The following is a 23,319-nucleotide window of genomic DNA, read 5'->3' on the forward strand; positions in this document are numbered from 1 at the left end:
AAGCGTCAACGACCCCCGGGAGTCGTCCCACAATTCACCCCGTGACGCTCCCCTCCTCCCCGGCGTCGCCGGTCGCCGCGTCCGTCCCGGGCGCCCCGTCGGCGTACCACCCGGACGACCCGCAGGGACACCACCCGGCGGGCCTCGTGCGGCGGTACACCCCCGCCGCCTCCGCAACCGGGCCCCTGCCCTCGCCCTTCGCCCCGGGGACTCCCCACGGAACCCACCACGGCGCTCCGCTCCGCCCGGCCGTCCCGCTGTTCCTGCCGGTGGTCGACCTCGACACCGGTGGCGCGATCGCCGTGCAGGTGGTCCCCGAGGACCCCGGCGGCGTCGCGGGCGGCGTGGGGGGTGTGGCGGACACGGTGAACGGCGTGCTGGCCGCGGCCCGCGAGGAGACCGCGCTGCCGCTGGTGCTGCCGATCTCCGCCACCGTCGTCGCGGCCGGTTCGGCCGGCACGGCGCCGCTGCACGAGGCGCTGCGGATGTGCAACCGCCGTCCACGCGAGGTCATCCTGATGATCGAGGGCGACCTCGCGGCAGTGGGGCGGACCGCCCTGCTGTCCGGGATCGACGGCCTGCGCGCGGTGGGTTACCTCGTCGCCTTCGGTGAGCTCGGCACGGCCCCGCTGCCGCTCGACCTGCTCGCCGACGCCGCGCCGTACGTGATCGCGCTCTCCGGCGATCTGGTGGCGCGGGGAGCGCGCGACCCCCGGCGCGGCGCGCTCGTGGAGTCGCTCGTCCGCCTGGCCCGCGGCGCCGGGGCGCACGTGCTCGCTCCCGGCGTACGCGAGGAGACGCAGCTCGCGGCGGTGCGCGGCTGGGGCATCAGGCTCGCTCAGGGCCCCCTGCTCGCGCCGCTCGACTGGCGGCCCTCCCACGGCCACAACCGCGTCCACGTGCCGCTGCCGGTGCCGGAGGCCGAGGCCGTCCCGGCCGCGCCGGGCCTCACCGGGCCGGGCGGCTATGGATTGGGACCACGCGTGCAGGAGTTCCTGCTCCCGGCGGTGACGCTGCCAGCCGGTTCGACGGCCGAGGAGGTCGTGGGCGTGCTCAGCGCGGAGCCCTCGATCACCAGCGTGGTGCTGGTGGACGAGTACCAGCGCCCGCAGGGCAGCGTCGACCGCAGCCGGTTCCTGCTGTTCATGGCCGGGGCGTACGGCCACGCGCTGCACGCGAAGAAGCCGGCCAGCCGCCTGGCCGACCCTCCGAAGATCGTGGCGAAGACCACCCCGGCGATCGCGGCCATGCAGGTGGCCGGGCGCGACAACACCCGCGCGTACGACGACCTGGTGGTGGTCGACGAGGTGGGCCGGTGCATGGGCGTGGTCCGGGTCAGCGACCTGCTGCGCCACGTCGCCGAGATCCAGGCCGCCCGCTGACCCGGCCGGGTCAGAGCCAGCCCTGCGCCTGGGCCTTCTGGACGGCCTCGATGCGGTTGCGCGCCGCGGTCTTCTGGATGGCCGCCGACAGGTAGTTGCGCACCGTGCCCTCCGACAGGTGCAGCCGCAGCGCGATGTCGTTGATGGTCGAGCCGTCCGCGGCGGCCGACAGCACGTCCCGCTCGCGCGGCGACAGGGGGTTCGGCCCGGCGCTGAGCGCCGCGGCGGCCAGCCCGGGGTCGATCACCCGCTCTCCCCGGAGCACCCGCCGGATGGCGGCGGCCAGGTCGCGCGCCGGGCTGTCCTTGACCAGGAACGCCACCGCCCCGGCCTCCATCGCCCTGCGAAGGTAGCCGGGCCTGCCGAAGGTCGTGAGGATCACCACCCGGCACCCGGGGACCCGCCGGCGCAGCTCCTCGGCGGCGGCGATGCCGTCCCTGCCGGGCATCTCGATGTCCAGCAGCGCGATGTCCGGCCGGGTCGCCTCGGCGACCTCGACCGCCTCGTCGCCGTTCGCCGCCTCCCCGACCACCTCGATGTCGGGCTCCAGACCGAGCAGCGAGGCCAGCGCGCCCCTGACCATGCTCTGGTCCTCCGCCAGCACGACCCTGATCACTCGGCCAACCTATCCGCGGCGATCTCCGGAGTGGGAGTGCGGGTGAGGTCCGGGGGCGGCGCGACCCTGATCCGCACCCGGAACCCCCGCCCGCCGCTCTCGACCTCCAGGTCGCCGCCCGCGGCGCGCGCCCGCTCGCCGAGCCCGGTCAGGCCGTTGCCCGGCCGGTACGGCCCGCCGCGGCCGTTGTCGGCGACCTCCAGCACAGCCCCCCGCTCGCCGTACGACACGGTGATCTCGCAGCGGGTGGCCCGGGCGTGCCGTACGACGTTGGTGGTGGCCTCGCGCACGGCCCAGCCGAACAGGCCGTCGAGGTCCTCGGGCAGCGGCGCGCCGGACGTGCGGGCGGTGAGGGCGATCCCGGCGGCGGCCAGTGCGGCGCGGGCGCCGTCGATCTCCTCCGGCAGCGAGCTGCGGCGGTAGCCGGTGACGGCCTCGCGCACCTGGAGCAGCGCCTGCCTCGCCACCGCCTCGATGTCGGCCACCTCCCCGGCCGCCTTCGGCGACCCCTGCTCGGCCAGCCGGCGGGCGAGCTCGCTCTTCAGCACGATCAGCGAGAGGCCGTGTCCCAGCAGGTCGTGCAGGTCGCGGGCGATCCGCAGCCGCTCCTCCGCGGCGGCCAGCCTGGCCACCTCGCTCTGGGCCTCCCTGAGCTTGCCGATGAGGACGCGGGTGTTGCGGACGCTCATGAACAGCACGCCGAGGGTGGCGGTCTGCAGCACGAGCATCCACAGCAGCCCGTCCTCGGCGCCGATCACCAGGCCGTCGGCGATCAGGAGCGCCGCCATGGCGCCGATGCCGAGCACGGCGCGCCGGGGCGGCAGGGCCATCGCGTAGACGACGGCCAGGTAGACCGGCAGGGTCAGCCAGCTCTCGCTGTGGAACACCAGCGGGAAGGCGGCCCCCATCAGGGTCGCGAGACCGAGCAGGGGGAATATCCACCGGGGACGGTGGCCGAGGCCCCGCGGGCCCAGCACGACCGTCAGGTAGACGCCCACGAAGGCCGCGAGCGCGACCATCCGCCAGACCGCCTGCGCCGTCCCCAGCCTGCCGTCGATCACCTCGGCCACCGGGTAGAACAGGTAGATCAGGCCGAGCGACATGCCGATCAGCCGCCGCAGGCGATACGGACCGTCGTCCGGTCCGCCGAAGCTGAAGATCCTGGCCAGCCGGCTCATCGCGCCGCCCCTCTCCGCTTTTTCGCCGGATCAGGCGCGGACCACGGCGCGTCGGTAGACGAACACCGCGACGGCTCCCAGCGCGACGGCCCAGGCGACGATGCCCGCCACGTCGGGCCCGTACGGCGCCTGCCCGGCGACGATGCGCCATCCGATGCCCGCGTAGTCGTACGACGGCAGCACCCTGGCGACGTTCCGCATGGCCTCCGGCATGAGCGACGTGGGGAACCACAGGCCGCCCAGCAGGGCCAGGCCGAACATGGAGATCATGGCCACGGGCTGGGCCGTGTCGGGCCGCAGCATCGAGCCGATGGCGAGGCCGAGCGCCACGAAGGGGATGGTCCCGATCCACATGAACGCGAGCAGCCCGGCCCACTGCCCCGCCGGCAGCGACACGTGCTGGGTGAGCACCGCGGCCAGCCCCACCAGCACCAGCGCGGGCAGCACCAGCAGCAGGGACGCGACGAGCTTGGTCGCGAGGATGGCCCAGGCGGGCAGCGGGGTGATCTGGAGCTGCCGCAGCCAGCCGCTGTGCCGTTCCTGCGCCCAGGGCACGGCCGTGGACATCACCGACGAGGCGAGCGCGCCGTACGCCGCCATGTTGACCATCAGCAGCACGCTGCCCTTGATCCCGGTGGTCTCGTCCGTCTGCGCGCCCCACAGGTTCGAGTACAGCAGGTAGAAGCCGAGCGGGAACGCGACGACGAAGATGACGTACCGCTTGTTGCGCAGCATGCGCAGCACTTCGACCTTCAGGTAGTGCGGCATCGTCACGACTCCTTGGTGAGAGCGAGGAAGGCGTCCTCCAGATCGGCCCCGTGGACCTGGAGATCGCGCACGTCGAGGGTGGTCTTCCGGTACAACGCCTCGACCGTCGAGTCGAGGTCGGTGGTGCGCAGCGTGACGCGGCCCGCCTGGAGTTCCACGCCGGTCGTGCCCGGCAGGCTCTCCAGCCCGGCGGCCGGCTGGTCGCCCAGCCGGAAGCTGACCGTCTGCCCGGCCACCCCGGCCTTGATCTCGGCGGCGGTGCCGTCGGCCACGACCCGCCCCCGCGCGATCACGACGACCCGGTCGGAGTTCTCGTCGGCCTCCTCCAGGTAGTGCGTCGCGAACAGGATCGTGCGCCCCTGCGCCGCGTATCGGCGCATGTTCTCCCAGAACGTACGGCGGGACTCGACGTCCATGGCCGCGGTCGGCTCGTCGAGCAGCAGCAGCCTCGGCCCGCCCGCGACCGCCAGGGCGAAGCGGACCCGCTGGGTCTGCCCGCCGGAGAGCCGGTTCGCCCGCCGCCCGGCCAGCTCGGTGAGGTCGGCGAGCCGGAGGATCTCCTCGCGCGGCAGGGGGTTCGGGTAGAGCCGGCGGACGAAGTCCACGGTCTCGGCCACGGTCAGCTCGGGGATCAGCTCGCCCTCCTGGAGCATCGCGCCGATCTCGCCGTGGGCGACGGCGGTCTCCGGCGGCTCGCCGAAGACCCGGATCTCGCCCGCCGAGGGCCTAAGCAGGCCCAGCAGCATGTTGATGGAGGTGGACTTCCCGGCCCCGTTCGGCCCGAGGAGCGCGACCGTGCTGCCGGCCGGGACCTCCAGGTCGAGGCCGTCGACCGCGAGCACGTCGCCGTACCTCTTGGTGACGTCCGTGAAGGAGATGGCGTTCATGCGGACAAAACTAGAAGCGGGCCGGGAAACGCGGCAGTGGGATGCCTCCGGCCTCCGCGATGACAAATGTCATCGCGTGCGGCCGGCCCCGCGGGTCACAGGCGGCAGGCGAAGATGGCGGTGACGAGGATCGCCTTGGCGCCGATCTCCCAGAGCTGGTCCATGACCTGCTGGTGGCCCTTGCGCGGGACCATCGCCCGCACCGCCACCCAGCCCTCGCGGTGCAGCGGGGAGACGGTCGGTCCCTCCATGCCCGGGGTGATCGAGATGGCCTCGTCGATGCGCTCGGCCCGGATGTCGTAGTCGATCATGACGAAGTCGCGGGCCACCAGCACGCCCTGCAGGCGGCGGATGAGCTGCTGGAAGCCGTTGGCCTCCGGCGCCCCGGCCCGCTTGATCAGGATGGCCTCGGAGTGCGCGATCGGCTCCCCGAAGACCTCGAGCCCGACGTTGCGCAGCGTCGTGCCGGTCTCCACCACGTCGGCCACCGCGTCGGCGACGCCGAGCCTTATCGCGGTCTCGACCGCGCCGTCGAGCTTGATCACCCGGGCGTCCACGCCCTGGTCGGCCAGGTACTTGCCGAGCAGCCCGGCGTACGAGGTGGCGATGCGCAGGCCGGACAGGCCGGCCACGCCGGAGTGGGCGCCGGCCGGGGCGGCGAAGCGGAACGTGGACCGACCGAACCCGAGCGGCATGACCTCCTCGGCCGGCGCCCCGGAGTCGAAGAGCATGTCGCGCCCGGTGATGCCGGCGTCCAGGGTGCCCTCGCCGACGTAGACGGCGATGTCGCGGGGGCGCAGGAAGAACAGCTCGCAGGAGTTCTCGGAGTCGACGACCACGAGTTCCTTGCTGTCCCTGCGCTGGCGGTAGCCCGCCTCCTTCAGCATGGTCTGGGCGCCCTCGGAGAGCGCGCCCTTGTTCGGTACGGCGATGCGCAGCATGAGTGAAAGATCCTTCCAGGCAGGACGAGGTCGATGAGATTCAGGACATCCGGGGCCGCCGCGGCGGCTACAGATGCTTGTAGACCTCGTCCAGCCCGATCCCGCGGGCCAGCATGAGCACCTGGACGTGGTAGAGGAGCTGGGAGATCTCCTCCGCCGCCCGCTCCGCCGACTCGTGCTCGGCCGCCATCCAGCTCTCCGCGGCCTCCTCGACGACCTTCTTGCCGATGGCATGGACGCCGGCGTCCAGCGCGGCCACGGTGCCGGACCCCGCGGGCCGGGTCCGGGCCTTGTCTGTCAGCTCGGCGAACAGCTCTTCGAAGGTCTTCATGGTCTCTCTCGGAATCGTGGGCCTGCCCGTTCAGGGTATCGGCCCCAGGGTAGTTGCGGACGCGGGGAGTCCGCGCCCCGCGTCCACCCTGCGAGATCACGCCCGTGTGTGGCGGACCCTCAGCCGAGGATCTTGCGGGCCAGCCGGAGCTGCTCCAGGGCCTGCTGCGACTCCCCGCCCTCGTGGCCGTTGAACGGCCACACGGTGATGTCCTTCGGGCCGGCGTAGTGGTTGTAGGCCCCGAACACGGTGGAGGGCGGGGTGACGCCGTCGCGCAGGGCGACGGAGAACCGGGCGGGCGTGCGGGCCCGCGCCGCGAAGTGCAGCCCGTCGAAGTAGCCGAGCGTGGCGAAGATCTCCTCGACCCGGGTGCGGTGGATGCCGCAGAACCGCCCCAGCTCGCCGTACGGGTCCTCGTCGGTGATCTCCACCGCGTGCCGGATGTCGCACATGAACGGCACGTTGACGAACGCGTACGCGAGGTCCGGCACGAGCGCCGCGGCGGCCAGCGCCATGCCGCCGCCCTGGCTGCCGCCGGTCACGACGACGCGCCCGGCGTCCACGAGGGGATGCGACCTGGCCGCCTCCACCGCCCGCACGACGTCGGTGTAGAGCCGCCGGTAGTAGTAGTCGTGCGGGTCGAACACGCCCTGGGTGAGCTTGCCGGGGATCTGCGCGCCGTTGCCGCCGACCGGGTCGGGCGTGTCGCCCGAGCGCCAGGTGCCGCCCTGCCCGCGGGTGTCCATCACGAAGGTCGCGTAGCCGGCGGCGGGCCACAGCAGCCAGTCGTGCGGCCGGCCGCGGCCGCCGCCGTACCCGATGAACTCCATCACACACGGCAGCGGGCCGGACGCGCCCGCCGGCGCGATGAACCACCCCTTGATCGGATGCCCGCCGAACCCGGCGAACGTCACATCGGCCACGTCCACCAGCGCGAGGTCGGCCTCGTACGGCTCGAAGACGGCGTTCAGGTCGTGCTCGCGCGCCTCGGCGAGCGTGCGGTCCCAGAAGTCGTCGAAGTCCGCCGGCTCCCGGCGCTCGGGCAGGTACGCACGCAGGTGGTCGAGGGGCATGTCAACGAACATGGGGGCTCCCGTGGACTGGTGGGGCATACGCCGGTCAAGGCTACACAAGTGCCTCGTTTCAGGGTTCTGACCCGGTTAAGGGTCGCCAACCGGAACGAATCTCCTGATCGGATACGGCGATCACCTGCGTAATCACGCCTGATGGCCTGTAAAGCGTGGATTGACGGACTGAAAGACCCTCTTGCAACTAATCCGGTTTAGTGCTGGACTCTGCACGAATTCCACGCGTGTGAGGTGCGTCCGCACGGCACGGTGTCGCGGCGGCCGCCTCTCGGGGGCACGACATGTCAATCGATCACCGTCCGTGAGATCGGAGACCCCATGCGACGAACGACAGCGGCCGCCCGCGCCGCCCTCATCACCGGCCTGATCACCCTCGGCGCGGGCTGCGCGACGAGCGGGACCCCGGAGACCCGGCAGGCCGACGCGAACGCCCCCGCCGCGCTCACGTGGTGGTCCACCGGAGGCGACGACGAGAGCGCGGCTTTCCAGAAGGCGGCCGACCTGTACACGAAGTCGCACCCCAATGTGACGATCAAGGTGCAGACGCTGAGCTGGGACGACGCGTACGCCAAGCTGCTCGCGGCCTCCACCAGCCGCAGCGGGCCGGACGTCGTCTCCGGCGGCATGACCTGGACCATCCAGTTCGGCCTGCGCGGCGGGATGGTCGACCTGCGCAAGTACGGCGTCGAGCAGCTCAAGGCGCAGGCGCAGCCCGCCCAGTGGAAGTCGGCCGTCTCCCCCGACGGCACCGTCTACGGCATCCCGCTCGACATGTCCACCGAGGCCCTCTACTACCGCACCGACCTGTTCGAGAAGGCCGGGATCAAGGAGCCGCCCGCGACCTGGGACGAACTGACCGCCGACATCCGGAAGCTCAAGGACGCCGGGGTCAGGACGCCGTTCGGCATCGACTGGGGCAACCTCGACTGGATCGGCTACTTCAACTTCCTCTACCAGGCCGGCGGCAGCTTCTACACGCCGGACTGCAAGCCCTCACTCGGCACCCCCGAGGCCGAGCGGGCGCTGTCGTTCTGGATCGACCTGCACCACAAGTACGGCGCGCCCACCGACACGGTCACCACCTCGGACGCGCTGGACGCGGGCACCGCGATGGTTTACGGCGGCAACTGGAACGCCCTCGTCATCGACACCTCCAAGCCCAAGCTGAAGGGCAGGTGGGCGGTGGCCCCGCTGCCGGCCGGCCCGGCGGGCCCGACGACCTTCATCGGCGGCCGGGCGGTCGGGGTGACCTCCTACAGCAAGCACATCCAGCAGGCGGCCGACTTCGTGAAGTACCTCTACACCGACGAGGCGGTCGACGCGGTGAACGCCGAGTCGAAGGCCCGCAACGTCTCCTACCTCCCGCCGCGTCCGGACAAGGTGGCCGACTCGCCGTTCCAGCCGCAGCAGTCCGAGGTGTTCGCGAAGATCATCAGCACCGGCGCCGCGGCCCCCGGATGCCCCGGCTGGGACGAGAGCGCGGGCGACGTGGCCAAGCACCTCCAGTCGGCGATCCTCGGCAAGGCCGACATGAAGACGGCCCTGGGTGAGGCCGCCAAGGTCATGGAGCGCAACGCCGGCTGACCGCCCGCCCACGGCCGCGGACCGGCCGGTGACACCTGACCTCTCACCGGCCGCGGCACCCCTCACCGGCCGCCTCGCGTCCGTACGGACCGCGGGGCGGCCCCCTTCCGACTGGAGAATCTGATGGCAACCCCTGCCGCCGTCTCCCGGCACCGATGGCGCCGCCACGGCACGTCCTATCTGATGCTGCTGCCGTTCCTCGCCCTGTTCGCCGGCTTCCTGGTCTGGCCGCTGGCCAACTCGCTCTATCTCAGCTTCACGAGGTTCGACGGGGTGACCGCCCCCGAGTTCACCGGGCTGGAGAACTTCCGGCGCCTGCTGTTCGACGACGACCGGTTCCGGCACGCCCTCGGCAACACGTTCCTCTACGTGGTGGCGTCCGTCGGCGTCGGCACGCTGCTGTCGCTCGGTCTCGCGCTGGCCTTCAGCGGGTCGGGCTGGCCGCACCGCGTCATGCGGACCGTCTTCTTCCTGCCCTCGGTGACCTCGTCCATCGCGTTGATGCTGCTCTGGAAATGGATCTTCAATCCGGGTGACTTCGGCCTGGCCAACACCGTCGCCGGATGGTTCGGCGGCCGGGCCGTCGAGTGGCTGGCCACACCCGGGCTCACGATCCCGATCCTCGTGCTCATGTCGGTGTGGGGCGGGATGGGCTACGGCATGATCCTGTACGTCGCCGGGCTCAACACCATCCCCCAGGAGTACTACGAGGCCGCCCGCATCGACGGCGCCACGCCCTGGCAGCAGTTCCGCCGGGTGACGCTGCCGCTGCTGCGCCCGGTCACCACGTACGTGGTCGTGACCGGTCTGATCGGGGCGTTCCAGGTCTTTGAAGCCGTCTACATCGTGTTCCGGGGCACCAACAACATCGGCGGCGTGCTCGACTCGGGCCTGATGATCGTGCCCTACCTCTACGACCAGGGCTTCACGCACTTCAAGCTCGGCTACGCCTCGGCGATCGCGTGGGTGCTCTTCGTGATCATCTTCGCGCTCAGCATGGTCAACCTCCGCATCGGCCGCGCCCTGAAGGAGCTCTGATGACCGCCGCTCCCCTGCTGCGCCTGCCGTTCTACCTGCTGTCGCTCACCATGATCGCGCCGTTCTACTGGATGGTGATCACGGTGTTCAAACCGGTGACGGAGATCGACAGGCAGCCGCCGTCGTTCGTGCCCGAACACCCCACCCTGGACAACTTCTACGACCCCGGCTACTCCCCCACCCAGGTCAACCCCGGCCACCTCCAGGGCATCTTCCAGCGGTTCCAGGTCGACTTCGGCTTCGGCCGGTTCATGTTCAACAGCCTGGTGATCACGGTCGCGATCACGGCCGGCTCGTTGCTGATCGCCTCGCTGGCGGCGTACGTGATCACGAAACACCGGGTGCCGGGCAGACGGCTGATCTTCCTGATGATCGTCGCCTCGATGATGGTGCCCTGGCAGACCACGCTGGTGCCCAACTACGTCATCATGCGGAACCTGGGCTGGCTGGACACCTACCAGGGCTACATCGTCCCGGCGCTGGCCAAGGCGTTCGTGCTGTTCTTCCTGGTCCAGTTCCTCCACTCGATCCCGGACGAGCTCGTCCAGGCGGCCCGGGTCGACGGGGCCGGGGAGTGGCGCATCTGGTGGCGGATCGTGCTGCCGCTGCTGCGCCCCGCCCTCGCCGCGATGTCGATCTTCATCGTGCTCGCCGAGTGGAACAACTTCCTCTGGCCGCTGATCCTCGTGCAGAGCGACGAGATGGCGAACATCCCGGTCGCGCTCGCGCGCCTCAACTCCTACTTCACCGGCGCGCAGAACCAGGGAGCGATCATGGCGGGCGGCCTGCTCGCCTCTCTGCCGTCGATCGTCTTCTTCCTGGTCTTCCAGCGCTACTTCACCCGGGGGATCGTGCTGAGCGGCCTCAAGGGCTGAGCGACGCCGCCGGGGACGCACCGGGAAAGCACCGAGGGGAGGGATCGCGATCAGCATCCGGATCGCGATCCCTCCCCTCGGGAGGGCTCAGGTAAAAGGCCTCAGGTCAGAGAACCCGGGTCAGAGGGCGCGTCAGCGGCCGGTGTACCGGCGGCCGCCGCCGCGCCCGCCACCGCTGTAGCCACCGCCGTTGTAGCCACCGCCGCCGCCGCTGCCACCGCGGGGACGTCCGCCGCCGCCGTAGGAGCGGTCACTGCTGTGCGGCCGGTCACCGCTGTGCGGCCGGTCAGCACTGTGCGGCCGGTCGCCGCCGTAGGAACGCTCGCCGTTGAAGGAACGCTCGCCGCCGGCACGCCCGGTGCCACCGCCGCCGCCACCGCCGCCGCGGGAACGGTCGCCGAAGCGCCGGGGGCGGCCGGCCCGGGACTGGTCGTCCGGCCGGGACCGCAGCGGCGTGCGCACCTCCGGTTCCCACACGGGCACCGTGTCGCCGCTCGGCCGCCTGGCCCCGGCGATGTCGGCCAGGATCGGGTCGCCCGGAGCCACCCGGTGCCGGGACGCGGTGACCCCCGCCTTGCGGGTCAGCGACTCGGTGGCGCGGCGCTCGCTCGGCAGCACCAGCGTCAGCACCACTCCGTGCTCGCCGGCGCGGGCCGTGCGGCCGCCGCGGTGCAGGTAGCTCTTGTGGTCGGCCGGCGGGTCCACGTGCAGCACGAGACTCACGTCGTCCACGTGGATGCCGCGGGCCGCGACGTCCGTGCAGACGAGCACGCCGATGTCGCCCCGGCGGAACCCGTCGAGGATGCGGGTGCGCTGGTTCTGCCGCTTGCCGCCGTGCAGGCCGCCGGCGCGGACCCCCGCCCGGGCCAGCTGCTTGACGACCCGGTCCACGCCGTGCTGGGTCCGCACGAACAGGATGGTCCGGCCGTCGCGGTTGGCGATCTCCGCCGTGACGTCCGTCTTCTCCTCCCGGTGCACCTGGAGCAGGTGGTGCTCCATCGTGTCGACGGGGGAGGTGGCCGGGTCCAGCGAGTGGACGACCGGGTCCGTCAGGAACCGCTGGACCAGCTTGTCCACGTCGCCGTCGAGCGTCGCGGAGAACAGCAGCCGCTGGCCGTCCGCCGGCGTACGCGCCAGCAGCGCGGTCACCACCGGGAGGAACCCGAGGTCGCACATGTGGTCGGCCTCGTCCAGGACGGTGATCTCGACCTCGCCGAGGTCGCACTCGCCCTGCTCGATCAGGTCGGTGAGGCGGCCGGGCGTGGCGACGACGACGTCGACCCCGCGGCGCAGATCCTCGATCTGACGGCCCATCGGCATGCCGCCGACGACGGTCCTGGTGCGCAGCGACAGCCCCCGGCCGAGCGGCTCGATGGCGTTCGCCACCTGGAGCGCGAGCTCGCGGGTGGGCACGAGGACGAGGGCGCGGGGCCGCCGGGGGCGGGCCCGCTCCCCCGCGATCCTGGCCAGCGTGGGCAGGCCGAACGCGAGGGTCTTGCCGGAACCGGTCCGGCCCCGCCCGAGGACGTCGAGTCCGGCGAGGATGTCGGGAATGGCCGCCCGCTGGATCGGGAACGGCGCGGTGATGCCCTGCCGGGCGAGCCCCGTCACGAGCGGCCTGGGCAGTCCCAGATCCGCGAACTCAACGGGGTTCTCGGTGATACCGGCGGTCGCGCCGTCACCGAGGTCAAGCATGGTCACGTAATCGTGCCTTTCGTAGGAGATCCCGCCACGTGGGCGGGTTGAGAACGTGCCGGAGCACGCGGGGCGTCACTTCTGCGAAAGGACGACCCATGACGTACGGCGAGCCGTACCGATCGGGGCGCGGCACGCCGATGACTGACCGGCGGCCCTGGGCCCGGAGAACCGTGCGCCCTGAAACCGTGCACCCAGAGAACCACAAGCCGGCGTCCGGTGCGGTGGGCCGCCTGGCGGCGGCTTCCCGCGGACACTCGACTCGCGTCGCACAAGATGGAGCAAAGAATCACTCTACGGCATTCCCGCGCTGCGCGGGGCGACGCGGACCCGCGCGGCGGGATGAGCACCGGCAGGCGGCCTCCCGGCGGAAGGCCGCCATGGACGGGCAGCGGGACGGATCAGACGTTGAAGCCGAGCATCCTGAGCTGGTCGCGGCCCTCGTCAGTGATCTTGTCCGGGCCCCACGGCGGCAGCCAGACCCAGTTGATGACCACGTTGGAGACCAGGTCGGCGAGCGCCGAGTTGGCCTGGTCCTCGATGACGTCGGTGAGGGGGCAGGCGGCGCTGGTGAGCGTCATGTCGATCGTCGCGATCGGCCGCTCGCCCTCGCCGGCCGGGTCGAGGTTGACGCCGTAGACGAGGCCCAGGTCGACCACGTTGATCCCGAGCTCGGGGTCGACGACGTCCTTCAGCGCCTCCATCAGGTCGTCCAGACTGGGAGACCCGTCGAAGGCGCCGGGCTCGGCGGTCTCGGTCACGGTTCCCGTCGGGGTCTCGGTGGGCTTGCTCACGTCGTCTCCTCAGCTCTTCTCCCGGGCCGGTCTGTGCGCCCAGCCAGGGTGTCAACACCGGTGGGGTGTCCGGTCATCCCTGGCTCCGCATCAGCGCGTCCTTGTAGGCCATCCAGGCCAGCAGCGCGCACTTGACCCTGGCCGGGAACTTCGCCACGCCGGCGAACGCGACGGCGTCGCCCAGCACGTCCTCGTCCGGCTCCACCTGGCCCCTGCCCTGCATCAGCCGGGTGAACTCCTCCACCACCGACAGCGACTCGTCCACCGTGGAGCCGGTGGCGAGCTCGTGCAGCACCGAGGCGGCGGCCTGGCTGATCGAGCAGCCCTGGCCGTCGTAGGACACGTCGAGCACCTTGCCGCCGTCGGCCACCTTCACCCGCAGCGTCAGCTCGTCGCCGCAGGTGGGGTTGACGTGGTGGACCTCGGCGTCGAAGGGCTCACGCAGGCCGCGCCCCTGGGGATGCTTGTAGTGCTCCAGGATCAGCTCCTGGTACATGGATTCAGCGATCATGTTCAGCCGAACACCTTCTGCACGTGGTGGAGGCCGCGGACCAGTGCGTCGATCTCGGCCGTCGTGTTGTACAGGTAGAAAGACGCCCGTGTGGTGGCCGGGATGCCGAACCTGAGATGCAGCGGCCGGGCGCAGTGATGACCTACCCGGACCGCGATCCCGTACACGTCGTCGAGGATCTGCCCCACGTCGTGGGGGTGGATGCCCTCCAGCGTGAACGAGATCGTGCCGCCGCGGGCGATGGGCGTGCGGGGCCCGATGATCCTGAGCCCGGGGATCTCCGGCAGCGCTTCCAGGGCGTACGCCACCAGTTCCTTCTCGTGCGCCTTGATCTGGTCCATGCCGACGGCGTTCAGGTAGTCGACCGCCGCGCCGAGCCCGATCGCCTCGACGATGGGCGGCGTCCCGGCCTCGAACTTGTGCGGCACCGGCGCGTACGTCGAGTGGTCCATCCAGACCGCCTCGATCATCTCGCCGCCGCCGAGGAACGGCGGCATCGCCTCGAGCAGCTCACGCCGGCCCCACAGCACGCCGATGCCGGAGGGACCCACCATCTTGTGACCGGTGAACGCGACGAAGTCGACGCCCAGCTCGGCCACGTCCACGGCCTGGTGCGGCACGGACTGCGACGCGTCGAGCATCATCAGCGCGCCGACCTCGCGCGCCCGCGCCAGGATCGGCGAGACCGAGTTGACCGTGCCCAGCACGTTCGACTGGTGCGTGATCGAGACGATCTTCGTCCGCTCGTTGACCAGCTCCTCCAGGCCCTCGACGTCGAGGCGGCCCTCGTCGGTCACCGGGAACCAGCGCAGCGTCGCGCCGGTGCGCTGCGCGAGCAGCTGCCACGGCACGATGTTGGAGTGGTGCTCCATCTCCGAGATGACGATCTCGTCGCCGGGGCCCATCCGGAACCGCTCGTCCTCGCCGACGGGGTTGCCGAAGGCGTACGCCACGAGGTTGAGGGCCTCGGAGGCGTTCTTGGTGAAGACGATCTCGTCCCGCGACGGCGCCCCGACGAACGCGGCGATCTTGTCGCGGGCCTCTTCGTACGCGACGGTCGACTCGCTGCCGAGCACGTGCAGGGCCCGGCCGACGTTGCCGTAGTGCCAGGTCAGGTGGTCGCGCATGGTCTCGACCACCTGGGCCGGCTTCTGGGAGGAGTTGCCGGAGTCGAGGTAGACCAGCGGCCTGCCTCCGGGAAGCTCGCGGGTGAGGACCGGGAAGTCCTTCCTGATCCTCTCCACGTCGAAGCCGGACACGGCACTCATCAGGCGGACGCCGCCTTCGTGTATGCCTCGTAGCCCTCGGCCTCCAGCTTGTCGGCCAGCTCGGGGCCGCCCTCCTCCACCACGCGCCCGCCGGCGAAGACGTGGACGAAGTCCGGCTTCACGTAGCGCAGGATGCGGGTGTAGTGGGTGATCAGCAGCACGCCGGTGTCGCCGGAGGCGCGGAACCGGTTGACGCCCTCGGAGACCACGCGCAGGGCGTCGACGTCGAGGCCCGAGTCGGTCTCGTCCAGCACCGCGATCTTCGGCTTGAGCAGCTCCAGCTGGAGGATCTCGTGCCGCTTCTTCTCACCGCCGGAGAAGCCCTCGTTGGTGTTGCGCTGGGCGAACGCCGGGTCGATGGACAGCGCGTCCATGCCCGACTTCAGCTCCTTGGCGAACTCGCGCAGCTTCGGCGCCTCGCCGCGGACCGCGGTGATCGCCGAGCGCAGGAAGTTCGACACGCTGACGCCGGGGACCTCGACCGGGTACTGCATGGCCAGGAACAGGCCGGCGCGGGCGCGCTCGTCCACCGCCATGTCCAGCAGGTCCTCGCCGTCGAGCAGGACGGTGCCGGAGGTGACGGTGTACTTGGGGTGCCCCGCGACGGCGTACGCCAGCGTGGACTTGCCCGAGCCGTTCGGGCCCATGATGGCGTGCGTCTCGCCGCTGCGGACCGTCAGGTCGACGCCGCGCAGGATCTCCTTGTCGCCCACGGCGACGTGCAGGTCACGGATCTCAAGGGTGGACACTGGTATTTACTCCTTCGAGAGCGAGACGTACACGTCGTCGCCTTCGATCTTGACTCGGTAGACGTTGACGGGCCTGGTCGCGGGCGGCCCGGTGGGCTTGCCGCTGCGCAGGTCGAAGCAGGAGCCGTGCAGCCAGCACTCCAGCGTGTTGTCGTAGACCTCGCCCTCGCTGAGGCGGACCTCGGCGTGCGAGCACACGTCGCGCAGGGCGAAGACCTCGCCGCCGGTCCGCACCAGCGCGACCGGCGTGTCCTCGACCTCCACGCCGACGACGCCCCCGTCGGGGATGTCGTCGACCTGGCAGACCTTCTCCCAGCGGGGCTCGCCGCTCATCGGGCCAGCTCCGCCTCGACCGCGGACAGCACGCGCTCGCGCAGCTCCGGAAGCTGGATCTTCTCCAGCAGCTGGGCGAAGAACCCGTGGATGACCAGGCGGCGGGCCTCGTCGAACGGGATGCCGCGGGCCTGCAGGTAGAAGATGTGCTCGTCGTCGAGGCGGCCGGAGGCGGACGCGTGGCCCGCTCCCGCGACCTCGCCGGTGAGGATCTCCAGGTTCGGCACCGAGTCGGCGCGGGCGCCGTCGGTGAGGATGAGGTTGCGGTTGAGCTCGTAGGTGTCGGTGCCCTCGGCCTCGGCCCGGATGATCACGTCGCCGATCCAGACCGCGTGGGCGGCGTCGCCCTGCAGCGCGCCCTTGTAGGTCACGTTGCTGCGGCAGTTCGGCACGCTGTGGTCCACCAGCAGGCGGTGCTCCAGGTGCTGCCCGGCGTCCACGAAGTAGAGCCCGGTGAGGTCGGCGTCGCCGCCCGGGGCGGTGTACGACACCGAGGGCGACAGCCGTACGAGGTCGCCGCCGAGGGTGACCACGAACGACCGGAACGTCGCGTCCTTGCCGAGTCTCGCGTGGTGGTGGGAGACGTGCACGGCGTCGTCGTCCCAGTCCTGCAGGCTGACGACCTTCAGCGTCGCGCCCTCGGCCACGTCGAACTCGACGTTGTCGGCGTAGACCGCGCTGCCGCGGTGGTCCAGGACCAGCACGGCCTCGGCCATCGGCTCCACCGACACGAGGATGTGCCCGTAGGCGGCGGCGCCGGCCCCGGACCCGCGCAGCGTGATCACGGTGGGCCGGGAGGCGGCCGTCATCCTCGGGACCGTGACGACGGTGGCCTTCTCGAACGACGAGTACGCCTGCGCGCTGACCCGGTCGGCCGGGGTGTAGGCCCGGCCGAGCCGGGCGTCGTCGCGGGCGACGGTCTCGACCCGCACCTCGGGCGCGGCCTCGACGTCCACCACGACGCCGCCGGTGACGGCGGCCGTGCCGTCGTGCAGCCCCTTCAACCGCGCGAGCGGCGTGAAGCGCCACTCCTCCTCGCGGCCCGTCGGCACCGGGAAGTCCGCCACGTCGTACGACGCCTTCTCGTGCAGCGTCGACAGCGGTTTGGTCTCCAGGCCCATCAGCCGACCGCTCCTTCCATCTGCAGCTCGATCAGGCGGTTGAGCTCCAGGGCGTACTCCATGGGCAGCTCGCGGGCGATCGGCTCCACGAACCCACGGACGATCATGGCCATCGCCTCGTCCTCGCCGAGGCCCCGGCTCATCAGGTAGAACAGCTGGTCCTCCGACACCTTGGAGACCGTGGCCTCGTGGCCCATCGAGACGTCGTCCTCGCGGACGTCGACGTACGGGTAGGTGTCGGACCGGCTGATCTGGTCGACCAGCAGGGCGTCGCACTTGACGGTCGAGGCCGAGCCGGCCGCGCCCTCGTCGATCTGCACCAGGCCGCGGTAGGACGTGCGGCCGCCGCCGCGCGCGACGGACTTGGAGATGATCGTCGAGGAGGTCTTCGGCGCGAGGTGCACCATCTTGGCGCCCGCGTCCTGGTGCTGGCCCTCGCCGGCGAAGGCGACCGACAGCGTCTCGCCCTTGGCGTGCTCGCCCATGAGGTAGACGGCCGGGTACTTCATCGTGACCTTGGAGCCGATGTTCCCGTCGATCCACTCCATGGTCGCGCCCTCGTACGCCACGGCGCGCTTGGTGACCAGGTTGTAGACGTTGTTCGACCAGTTCTGGATCGTCGTGTAGCGGCAGCGGGCGCCCTTCTTCACGACGATCTCGACGACCGCCGAGTGCAGCGAGTCGGACGAGTAGATCGGCGCGGTGCAGCCCTCGACGTAGTGGACGTAGGAGTTCTCGTCCACGATGATCAGCGTCCGCTCGAACTGGCCCATGTTCTCGGTGTTGATCCGGAAGTAGGCCTGCAGCGGGATCTCGACGTTCACGTTCGGCGGCACGTAGATGAACGAGCCACCGGACCACACGGACGTGTTGAGCGCGGCGAACTTGTTGTCGCCCACCGGGATCACCGTGCCGAAGTACTCCTTGAAGAGCTCCTCGTGCTCGCGCAGGCCGGTGTCGGTGTCGACGAAGATGACGCCCTTCTCCTCGAGGTCCTCACGGATCTTGTGGTAGACGACCTCGGACTCGTACTGGGCGGCGACGCCGGCGATGAGGCGCTGCTTCTCCGCCTCCGGGATGCCGAGCTTGTCGTAGGTGTTCTTGATGTCGGGCGGCAGCTCGTCCCAGGAGGCGGCCTGCTTCTCGGTGGACCGCACGAAGTACTTGATGTTGTCGAAGTCGATGCCCGTGAGGTCGGAGCCCCAGGTCGGCAGCGGCTTCTTGTGGAACAGCCGGAGGCCCTTGAGGCGCAGGTCGAGCATCCACTCCGGCTCGTTCTTGAGCGCGGAGATGTTGCGGACGACCTCTTCGGACAACCCACGCCGGGCCGTGGCCCCCGCCACGTCCGCGTCGGCCCAGCCGAACTTGTAATTCCCGAGGCCTTCCAGCTCCGGGCGGTCGGTGACAGTCACCTGCCGGACTCCTTGCTCGTCGTTGTGCTCGATATGTGTGCGGCCGGTGCGGGTGCGACCGGCGGATCGGTACGGCCGTGCCGCGCGGCAAGCGCGGGTGAACTGACGTGGGTGGTGCAGACACCGTCGCCGTTGGCGATCGTGGCCAGCCGCTGCACCGGAGTGCCGAGCAGCCGGGCGAACGCCTCGGTCTCCGCCTCGCACAGCTGCGGGAACGCCGCCGCGACGTGCGCCACCGGGCAGTGATGCTGGCAGAGCTGCTCGCCGCCCTTGCCGGTCTCGGTCGCGGACGCCGCGTATCCCTCCGTCGACAGCGCCTCCGCCAGCACGCGGACCCGCTGCTCGGCCGGGACCTCGCGCATCAGCGTCTCCAGCCTGCCGACCAGCCCGGACACCTGCGCCCGCGCGAACTCCGACACCGCCTCGCCGCCCAGGCGCTCGGCCAGGAAGCGCAGCGCGCTGCCGGCCAGGTCGTCGTAGGCGTGGACGAAGGCGCTGCGGCCCGCGTCGGTGATCGCGAACATCTTGGCCGGCCTGCCGCGTCCCCGCTGACCGCGGGGGCGGGCCGTACGCGGCTCGATCATGCCGTCGGCCAGCAGCGCGTCGAGGTGACGGCGCACCGCGGCCGGTGTGAGCCCGAGCCGCTCGCCGAGCGCCGCGGCGGTCACCGGCCCGTGTTCCAGGATGAGCCGGGCCACCCTGGCCCGGGTGCCCCGCTCGGCGCTGATGTCGCCCCTGCCGGCGCCGATGGCGGCGGCCTCACGCGCGGGGGACGCGGACGCCGAGAACGGCCGCGTCGCCACGGCCTTCTCCACGCTCTGTCGCCCCTGCACGTTTTTCACAACATCAGTGTGCCGTAATTCCTTCCCGGTCGACAAACCCAAGACGGGGTCGACGGGCATGCAATTTCTCACGCAGGCAAGGCTTACCTAACCTGCGACGACGGCGCCGCGAAGGTTTTCCGTGCTCTTTACTCCGCGGACGTTCGCGAGCGGCGTCCGCCGACGAGAGCGCGCCCTCCGCTCCCTAAACTCGATGCAGTCGACGGCGTGGAGCGGGGCCCGGATTTCCGTCCCGCCGCGCGGTCGCGTCTGTGAGGGGAGGCCGGTCGCGTGACCGGGGTAGGCAGCACGCCCGGCGGCGTGGGTGACAGTGGTGGGTGACAGCGCGGTGGGCGACGGCGCGCCGGCGGTGGAGATCGACGGACTGGTCAAGCGGTACGGCCGCACCACGGCCGTCGACGGGCTGGCCTTCACCTGCGCCCGGGGCGCGGTCACCGCCATCCTCGGCCCGAACGGCGCGGGCAAGACCTCCACGATCGAGATCTGCGAGGGGTTCCGCAGGCCGGACGGCGGGACCGTGCGGGTGCTCGGGCTCGACCCGGCCGATCCCGCGCTGAAGCCGCGCCTGGGCATCATGCCGCAGGCGGGCGGGGTGCCGCCGGCCGCCCGCGCGGGCGAATGGCTGCGCGTGGTCTCCCGGTTCTACGCCCACCCCCTCGATCCGGACGCCCTGCTCGCCCTGCTGGGCCTGACCGCGCACGCGCGCACGCCGTACCGGCGGCTGTCGGGCGGCCAGCAGCAGCGCCTGTCGCTCGCGGCGGCCGTCGTCGGGCGGCCCGAGCTGGTCTTCCTGGACGAGCCGACGGCCGGGCTCGACCCGCAGGCCAGGCACGCCTGCTGGGACCTGGTCACCGCGCTGCGCGACGCCGGGGTGTCGGTCGTGCTGACGACCCACCAGATGGACGAGGCCGAGAGGCTCTCCGACCACGTGGTGGTCATCGACCACGGACGGGTGGTCGCCGAGGGCACCCCGTCGGAGCTGACCGGCGCCGAGCGCCAGCTCAGGTTCCGCGCCCGCCCCGGCCTCGACGTGGAGGAACTGCTCGCGGCGCTGCCGCCGGGCAGCGCCGCCAAGGAGTCGCCGTCGGGGCACTACATCATCGAGGGACAGGTCGGCCCCCAGCTGCTGGCGACCGTCACCGCGTGGTGCGCCACCGAGGGCGTGACCACCGAGGACCTGCGCATCGAGCGGCGCACGCTGGAGGACGTCTTCCTCGAACTGACCGGCAGGGAGCTGCGGTGAGCGCGATCACCACGCTGGACCTCACCCCGCGGCCCGGAGCCGCGCCGCTGCACCGGATGGTGCTCGCGCAGGCGGGCGCGGAGATCCGGGCCACGCTGCGCAACGGCGAGCAGCTCCTGCTCACCCTGATCATCCCGATCCTGCTGCTGGCGGGCTTCTCCGCGGCCCCGCTCGTGGACGTGGGCGGCGGCCGGCGGGTCGACTTCGTCGCCCCCGGCATCCTCGCGCTCGCGGTCATGTCGACCGCGTTCACCGGCCAGGCCATCGCCACCGGCTTCGAGCGGCGGTACGGCGTGCTCCGGCGCCTGGGCGCCACCCCGCTGTCGCGGACCGGGCTCCTGCTGGCCAAGACCGTCGCCGTCGTCGCGGTGGAGGCGCTGCAGATCGTGGTGATCACCGTGGTGGCCCTGGCCCTCGGCTGGTCGCCGCACGGCGGCCCGCTGTGGGCCGTGCCGCTCCTGCTGCTCGGCACGGCGGCCTTCAGCGGCCTCGGCCTGCTCATGGCGGGCACGCTGCGGGCGGAGGCGACGCTCGCCGGGGCCAACCTCGTCTACCTGGTGCTGCTCGGGCTCGGCGGCGTGCTGTTCCCGCTGGACCGGTTCCCGGGCGGGGTGCGGCAGGTGCTGGAACTGCTGCCGATCAGCGCGCTCACCTCCGGCCTGCGCGGCGTCCTCAGCGACGGCGGCGGCTTCCCCGGCGGCCCGCTGCTCGTGCTGCTCTGCTGGGCCGTCGCCGCCCTCGCCCTGGCCGCCCGCACCTTCCGCTGGGAGTAGTCCGGCGGGTCCGTCGCCCGTTCTGCATCGTATGTAAGCACCGTATGCAGGCACCGTATGATTGCGGAGTTTGCGCTGATCGGGGTGACGGGTGAGGGTTGGGCATGACGGCTGAATCGCTGTCCGGGGCAGCCGAGCCGTATCGCGCGGGGCCACGGGCCGGCAGGGCGCTGCGGGCGGCGTCGGACGCGGTGCCGCCGCCGGGGCTGGTGCTGCTGGCCATTCTGTCGGTGCAGGTGGGGGCCGGGCTGGCCAAGAACCTGTTCGGGCAGGTTCCTCCGGCGGCGATGGTGTTCCTGCGCATCGCCACCGGCGCCGTCATGCTCCTGGCCGTGGTGCGGCCGAAGGTGCGCGGGCTGTCGCGGCGCGACCTCGGCGTCGGCGTCGCCTTCGGGCTCAGCCTCGGCCTGATGAACCTGTCGTTCTACGAGGCCCTGGCCCGGCTGCCGATCGGGATCGCGGTGTCCATCGAGTTCATCGGGCCGCTCACCCTGGCCGTGGTGTCCTCCCGCCGCCGACTGGACCTGCTGTGGGTGGCGCTGGCCGCCGCCGGCGTGATCCTGCTCGCGCCCTGGGGCGAGGCGGGCTCCGCGACCTGGGCCGGCATCGGGTTCGCCGCACTGGCCGGGACGTTCTGGGCCGCCTACATCGTGTTCTCGGCGGCCACCGGCGCCCGGTTCCCCGGCGCGAGCGGGCTGACCTTCGCCATGATCGTGGCCACGGTGTTCGTCACCCCCGTCGGGGTCGTGGCGGGCGGCGACGCCCTGCTGCGGCCCGAGGTCCTGCTCCTCGGGGCCGGCGTCGGCCTGCTCTCCTCGGTCATCCCGTACTCGCTGGAGCTGGAGGCCCTGCGCCGGATGCCCAAGCGGGTCTTCGGGATCCTGATGAGCCTGGAACCCGCCGTCGCCGCGCTCGTCGGCCTGTTCGTCCTGCACGAGGTGCTCCAGGGCCGCGAGTGGGCGGCGATCGGCTGCGTGGTCGTCGCCTCCATCGGCGCCACCCGCGCCGGCGGCTGAACCGTCCGCCGCCGGGCCCTACTGCGGCGGGTCGGCCGACCAGATCGCGCGTACCTGCTGGATGTGGTGGTGGGTCAGGCGCTCGGCCGCCGGGACGTCGCCACGGACGACGGCGTCGAGAAGGTCGAGGTGCTCGCGGGCCGAGGCCACCAGCATCCGGGTGTCGGGCAGCCCGCGCAGCCCGTAGAGCCGGGCCCGGGCCCGCAGGTCCCTGACCGTCTCCACCAGCCGGGCGTTGCCCGACAGGCCCAGCAGTGCCAGGTGGAACCGCTGGTCCGCCGCGACGTAGGCGAGCAGGTCGCCGCGGGCCGCCGCCGCCACGATCTCCCGGGCGAGCGGGCGCAGCTCCTCGGCCTCGGCGGCGCGGCCCTCCCGGGCCAGCCGGGCCACCGTGGGCGCCTCGATCAGCCGCCGGATCTCGATGATCTCGTCGAGGTCCCGCTCGGACACCTCGGCCACCCGGAAGCCCTTGTTGCGCAGGGCCTCGAACAGGCCCTCCTTCGCGAGGTCGAGCATCGCCTCGCGCACCGGTGTGGCGGAGACGCCGAACCTCGCCGCCAGGGCGGGCGCCGAGTAGACGACGCCCGGCCGCATCTCACCGGCCACCAGCGCGTCGCGCAGCGCCTGCGCCACCTGCTCGCGCAGGTTCTGCCGGGTGGCCGGGACCGCCGGGCCGGCGTCGCAGGGCTCTCCGCGGCCCGGCTCCCCGCGTACCGGTTCTCCGCGCATCTGCCTTCCCCCCGCCCCGGACATCGTCCGGCCACCGCCCTCCTCACGCTCCACGGCCGATCGTACCGTTTCCCCGCCCGCGATGATCTACGCGTACGGGCTCCGGGAGCGGCCCTTCACGCAGGCACGGGCCCCCGGGGCGGGG

24 protein-coding genes are annotated in these 23,319 nt (G+C 71.7%); 7 read left to right on the top strand and 17 right to left on the bottom strand.

The genetic code is table 11. The features are described from left to right. The first annotated feature begins 41 nt into the window (after window positions 1-41). Entirely contained in the window at window positions 42-1,382 is a 1,341-nt protein-coding gene (locus HHX37_RS18655; protein WP_310740435.1) for an EAL domain-containing protein, read from the top strand. Between the two features lie 10 nt (window positions 1,383-1,392). On the opposite strand, the gene HHX37_RS18660 is transcribed toward HHX37_RS18655, so the two are convergent. From HHX37_RS18660 to HHX37_RS18690, 7 genes are all read right to left on the bottom strand, one after another. Then, window positions 1,393-1,998, bottom strand: coding sequence for a response regulator transcription factor (locus tag HHX37_RS18660; RefSeq protein WP_117410035.1), 606 nt, complete (start codon window positions 1,996-1,998; stop codon window positions 1,393-1,395). Continuing rightward, the gene (locus HHX37_RS18665) at window positions 1,995-3,176 is read right to left on the bottom strand and encodes a sensor histidine kinase (protein WP_182880772.1); all 1,182 of its coding nucleotides are present in this window, start codon (window positions 3,174-3,176) and stop codon (window positions 1,995-1,997) included. Before HHX37_RS18665 ends, HHX37_RS18660 begins: the two co-directional genes overlap by 4 nt. A gap of 30 nt (window positions 3,177-3,206) precedes the next feature. Further along, window positions 3,207-3,944 (bottom strand): ABC transporter permease, encoded by a 738-nt coding sequence (locus tag HHX37_RS18670; protein WP_182874498.1) that lies wholly within the window; start codon window positions 3,942-3,944, stop codon window positions 3,207-3,209. 2 nt (window positions 3,945-3,946) lie between these two features. Beyond that, window positions 3,947-4,831 carry an ABC transporter ATP-binding protein gene (locus HHX37_RS18675; RefSeq protein WP_117410038.1) on the bottom strand — a complete coding sequence of 295 codons (885 nt, stop codon included), beginning with the start codon at window positions 4,829-4,831 and terminating at the stop codon, window positions 3,947-3,949. 95 nt (window positions 4,832-4,926) lie between these two features. Beyond that, window positions 4,927-5,772 carry an ATP phosphoribosyltransferase gene (gene hisG, locus HHX37_RS18680; protein WP_138461186.1) on the bottom strand — a complete coding sequence of 282 codons (846 nt, stop codon included), beginning with the start codon at window positions 5,770-5,772 and terminating at the stop codon, window positions 4,927-4,929. Between the two features lie 67 nt (window positions 5,773-5,839). Beyond that, a complete protein-coding gene (locus HHX37_RS18685) occupies window positions 5,840-6,103 on the bottom strand; it encodes a phosphoribosyl-ATP diphosphatase (RefSeq protein ID WP_117410040.1) in 264 nt (87 codons plus the stop codon). A gap of 119 nt (window positions 6,104-6,222) precedes the next feature. After that, window positions 6,223-7,188: an acetylxylan esterase gene (locus HHX37_RS18690; protein ID WP_182880774.1), complete on the bottom strand. Its 966-nt coding sequence runs from the start codon at window positions 7,186-7,188 to the stop codon at window positions 6,223-6,225. Window positions 7,189-7,509: 321 nt separating this feature from the next. On the opposite strand from HHX37_RS18690, the gene HHX37_RS18695 reads away from it, so the two are divergent. From HHX37_RS18695 to HHX37_RS18705, 3 genes are all read left to right on the top strand, one after another. Next, the gene (locus HHX37_RS18695) at window positions 7,510-8,775 is read left to right on the top strand and encodes an extracellular solute-binding protein (protein WP_182886218.1); all 1,266 of its coding nucleotides are present in this window, start codon (window positions 7,510-7,512) and stop codon (window positions 8,773-8,775) included. 123 nt (window positions 8,776-8,898) lie between these two features. Then, window positions 8,899-9,813, top strand: coding sequence for a carbohydrate ABC transporter permease (locus HHX37_RS18700; RefSeq protein WP_182886219.1), 915 nt, complete (start codon window positions 8,899-8,901; stop codon window positions 9,811-9,813). Continuing rightward, entirely contained in the window at window positions 9,813-10,688 is an 876-nt protein-coding gene (locus HHX37_RS18705) for a carbohydrate ABC transporter permease (RefSeq protein ID WP_117410044.1), read from the top strand. The genes HHX37_RS18700 and HHX37_RS18705 overlap by 1 nt, the downstream gene beginning before the upstream one ends. Window positions 10,689-10,820: 132 nt before the next feature. Here the strand turns inward: HHX37_RS18705 and HHX37_RS18710 are convergent, their stop codons facing one another. The 9 genes from HHX37_RS18710 to HHX37_RS18750 form a co-directional block, all read right to left on the bottom strand. After that, entirely contained in the window at window positions 10,821-12,383 is a 1,563-nt protein-coding gene (locus HHX37_RS18710) for a DEAD/DEAH box helicase (protein WP_182886268.1), read from the bottom strand. 401 nt (window positions 12,384-12,784) lie between these two features. After that, the gene (locus HHX37_RS18715; RefSeq protein WP_396776039.1) at window positions 12,785-13,177 is read right to left on the bottom strand and encodes a metal-sulfur cluster assembly factor; all 393 of its coding nucleotides are present in this window, start codon (window positions 13,175-13,177) and stop codon (window positions 12,785-12,787) included. A gap of 73 nt (window positions 13,178-13,250) precedes the next feature. After that, window positions 13,251-13,688, bottom strand: coding sequence for a Fe-S cluster assembly sulfur transfer protein SufU (gene sufU / locus HHX37_RS18720; protein ID WP_117410045.1), 438 nt, complete (start codon window positions 13,686-13,688; stop codon window positions 13,251-13,253). 2 nt (window positions 13,689-13,690) lie between these two features. After that, complete coding sequence (locus HHX37_RS18725) at window positions 13,691-14,956, bottom strand: cysteine desulfurase (protein ID WP_182874494.1); 1,266 nt, start codon at window positions 14,954-14,956, stop codon at window positions 13,691-13,693. Further along, window positions 14,956-15,705, bottom strand: coding sequence for a Fe-S cluster assembly ATPase SufC (sufC, locus tag HHX37_RS18730; RefSeq protein WP_182886220.1), 750 nt, complete (start codon window positions 15,703-15,705; stop codon window positions 14,956-14,958). Before sufC ends, HHX37_RS18725 begins: the two co-directional genes overlap by 1 nt. 6 nt (window positions 15,706-15,711) lie before the next feature. After that, window positions 15,712-16,038 carry a non-heme iron oxygenase ferredoxin subunit gene (locus HHX37_RS18735; RefSeq protein WP_182886221.1) on the bottom strand — a complete coding sequence of 109 codons (327 nt, stop codon included), beginning with the start codon at window positions 16,036-16,038 and terminating at the stop codon, window positions 15,712-15,714. Beyond that, a complete protein-coding gene (gene sufD / locus HHX37_RS18740; protein WP_182880779.1) occupies window positions 16,035-17,159 on the bottom strand; it encodes a Fe-S cluster assembly protein SufD in 1,125 nt (374 codons plus the stop codon). The genes HHX37_RS18735 and sufD overlap by 4 nt, the downstream gene beginning before the upstream one ends. Beyond that, window positions 17,159-18,571, bottom strand: coding sequence for a Fe-S cluster assembly protein SufB (sufB, locus tag HHX37_RS18745; RefSeq protein ID WP_182874490.1), 1,413 nt, complete (start codon window positions 18,569-18,571; stop codon window positions 17,159-17,161). The genes sufD and sufB overlap by 1 nt, the downstream gene beginning before the upstream one ends. Further along, the gene (locus tag HHX37_RS18750) at window positions 18,568-19,413 is read right to left on the bottom strand and encodes a metalloregulator ArsR/SmtB family transcription factor (protein ID WP_310738074.1); all 846 of its coding nucleotides are present in this window, start codon (window positions 19,411-19,413) and stop codon (window positions 18,568-18,570) included. The genes sufB and HHX37_RS18750 overlap by 4 nt, the downstream gene beginning before the upstream one ends. 313 nt (window positions 19,414-19,726) lie before the next feature. On the opposite strand from HHX37_RS18750, the gene HHX37_RS18755 reads away from it, so the two are divergent. From HHX37_RS18755 to HHX37_RS18765, 3 genes are all read left to right on the top strand, one after another. Further along, the gene (locus HHX37_RS18755) at window positions 19,727-20,656 is read left to right on the top strand and encodes an ABC transporter ATP-binding protein (protein ID WP_310740436.1); all 930 of its coding nucleotides are present in this window, start codon (window positions 19,727-19,729) and stop codon (window positions 20,654-20,656) included. Between the two features lie 56 nt (window positions 20,657-20,712). Further along, window positions 20,713-21,429 (top strand): ABC transporter permease, encoded by a 717-nt coding sequence (locus tag HHX37_RS18760; RefSeq protein WP_182880857.1) that lies wholly within the window; start codon window positions 20,713-20,715, stop codon window positions 21,427-21,429. Between the two features lie 104 nt (window positions 21,430-21,533). Continuing rightward, on the top strand, window positions 21,534-22,445 hold the full coding sequence (locus HHX37_RS18765) for an EamA family transporter (RefSeq protein ID WP_182880781.1): 912 nt from the start codon (window positions 21,534-21,536) through the stop codon (window positions 22,443-22,445). A gap of 18 nt (window positions 22,446-22,463) precedes the next feature. Here the strand turns inward: HHX37_RS18765 and HHX37_RS18770 are convergent, their stop codons facing one another. Next, a complete protein-coding gene (locus HHX37_RS18770) occupies window positions 22,464-23,174 on the bottom strand; it encodes a GntR family transcriptional regulator (RefSeq protein ID WP_182874487.1) in 711 nt (236 codons plus the stop codon). Window positions 23,175-23,319 lie beyond the last annotated feature (145 nt).

It is taken from the genome of Microbispora sp. H10885 (assembly GCF_014161415.1).
Classification (GTDB): Bacteria; Actinomycetota; Actinomycetes; order Streptosporangiales; family Streptosporangiaceae; genus Microbispora; species Microbispora triticiradicis.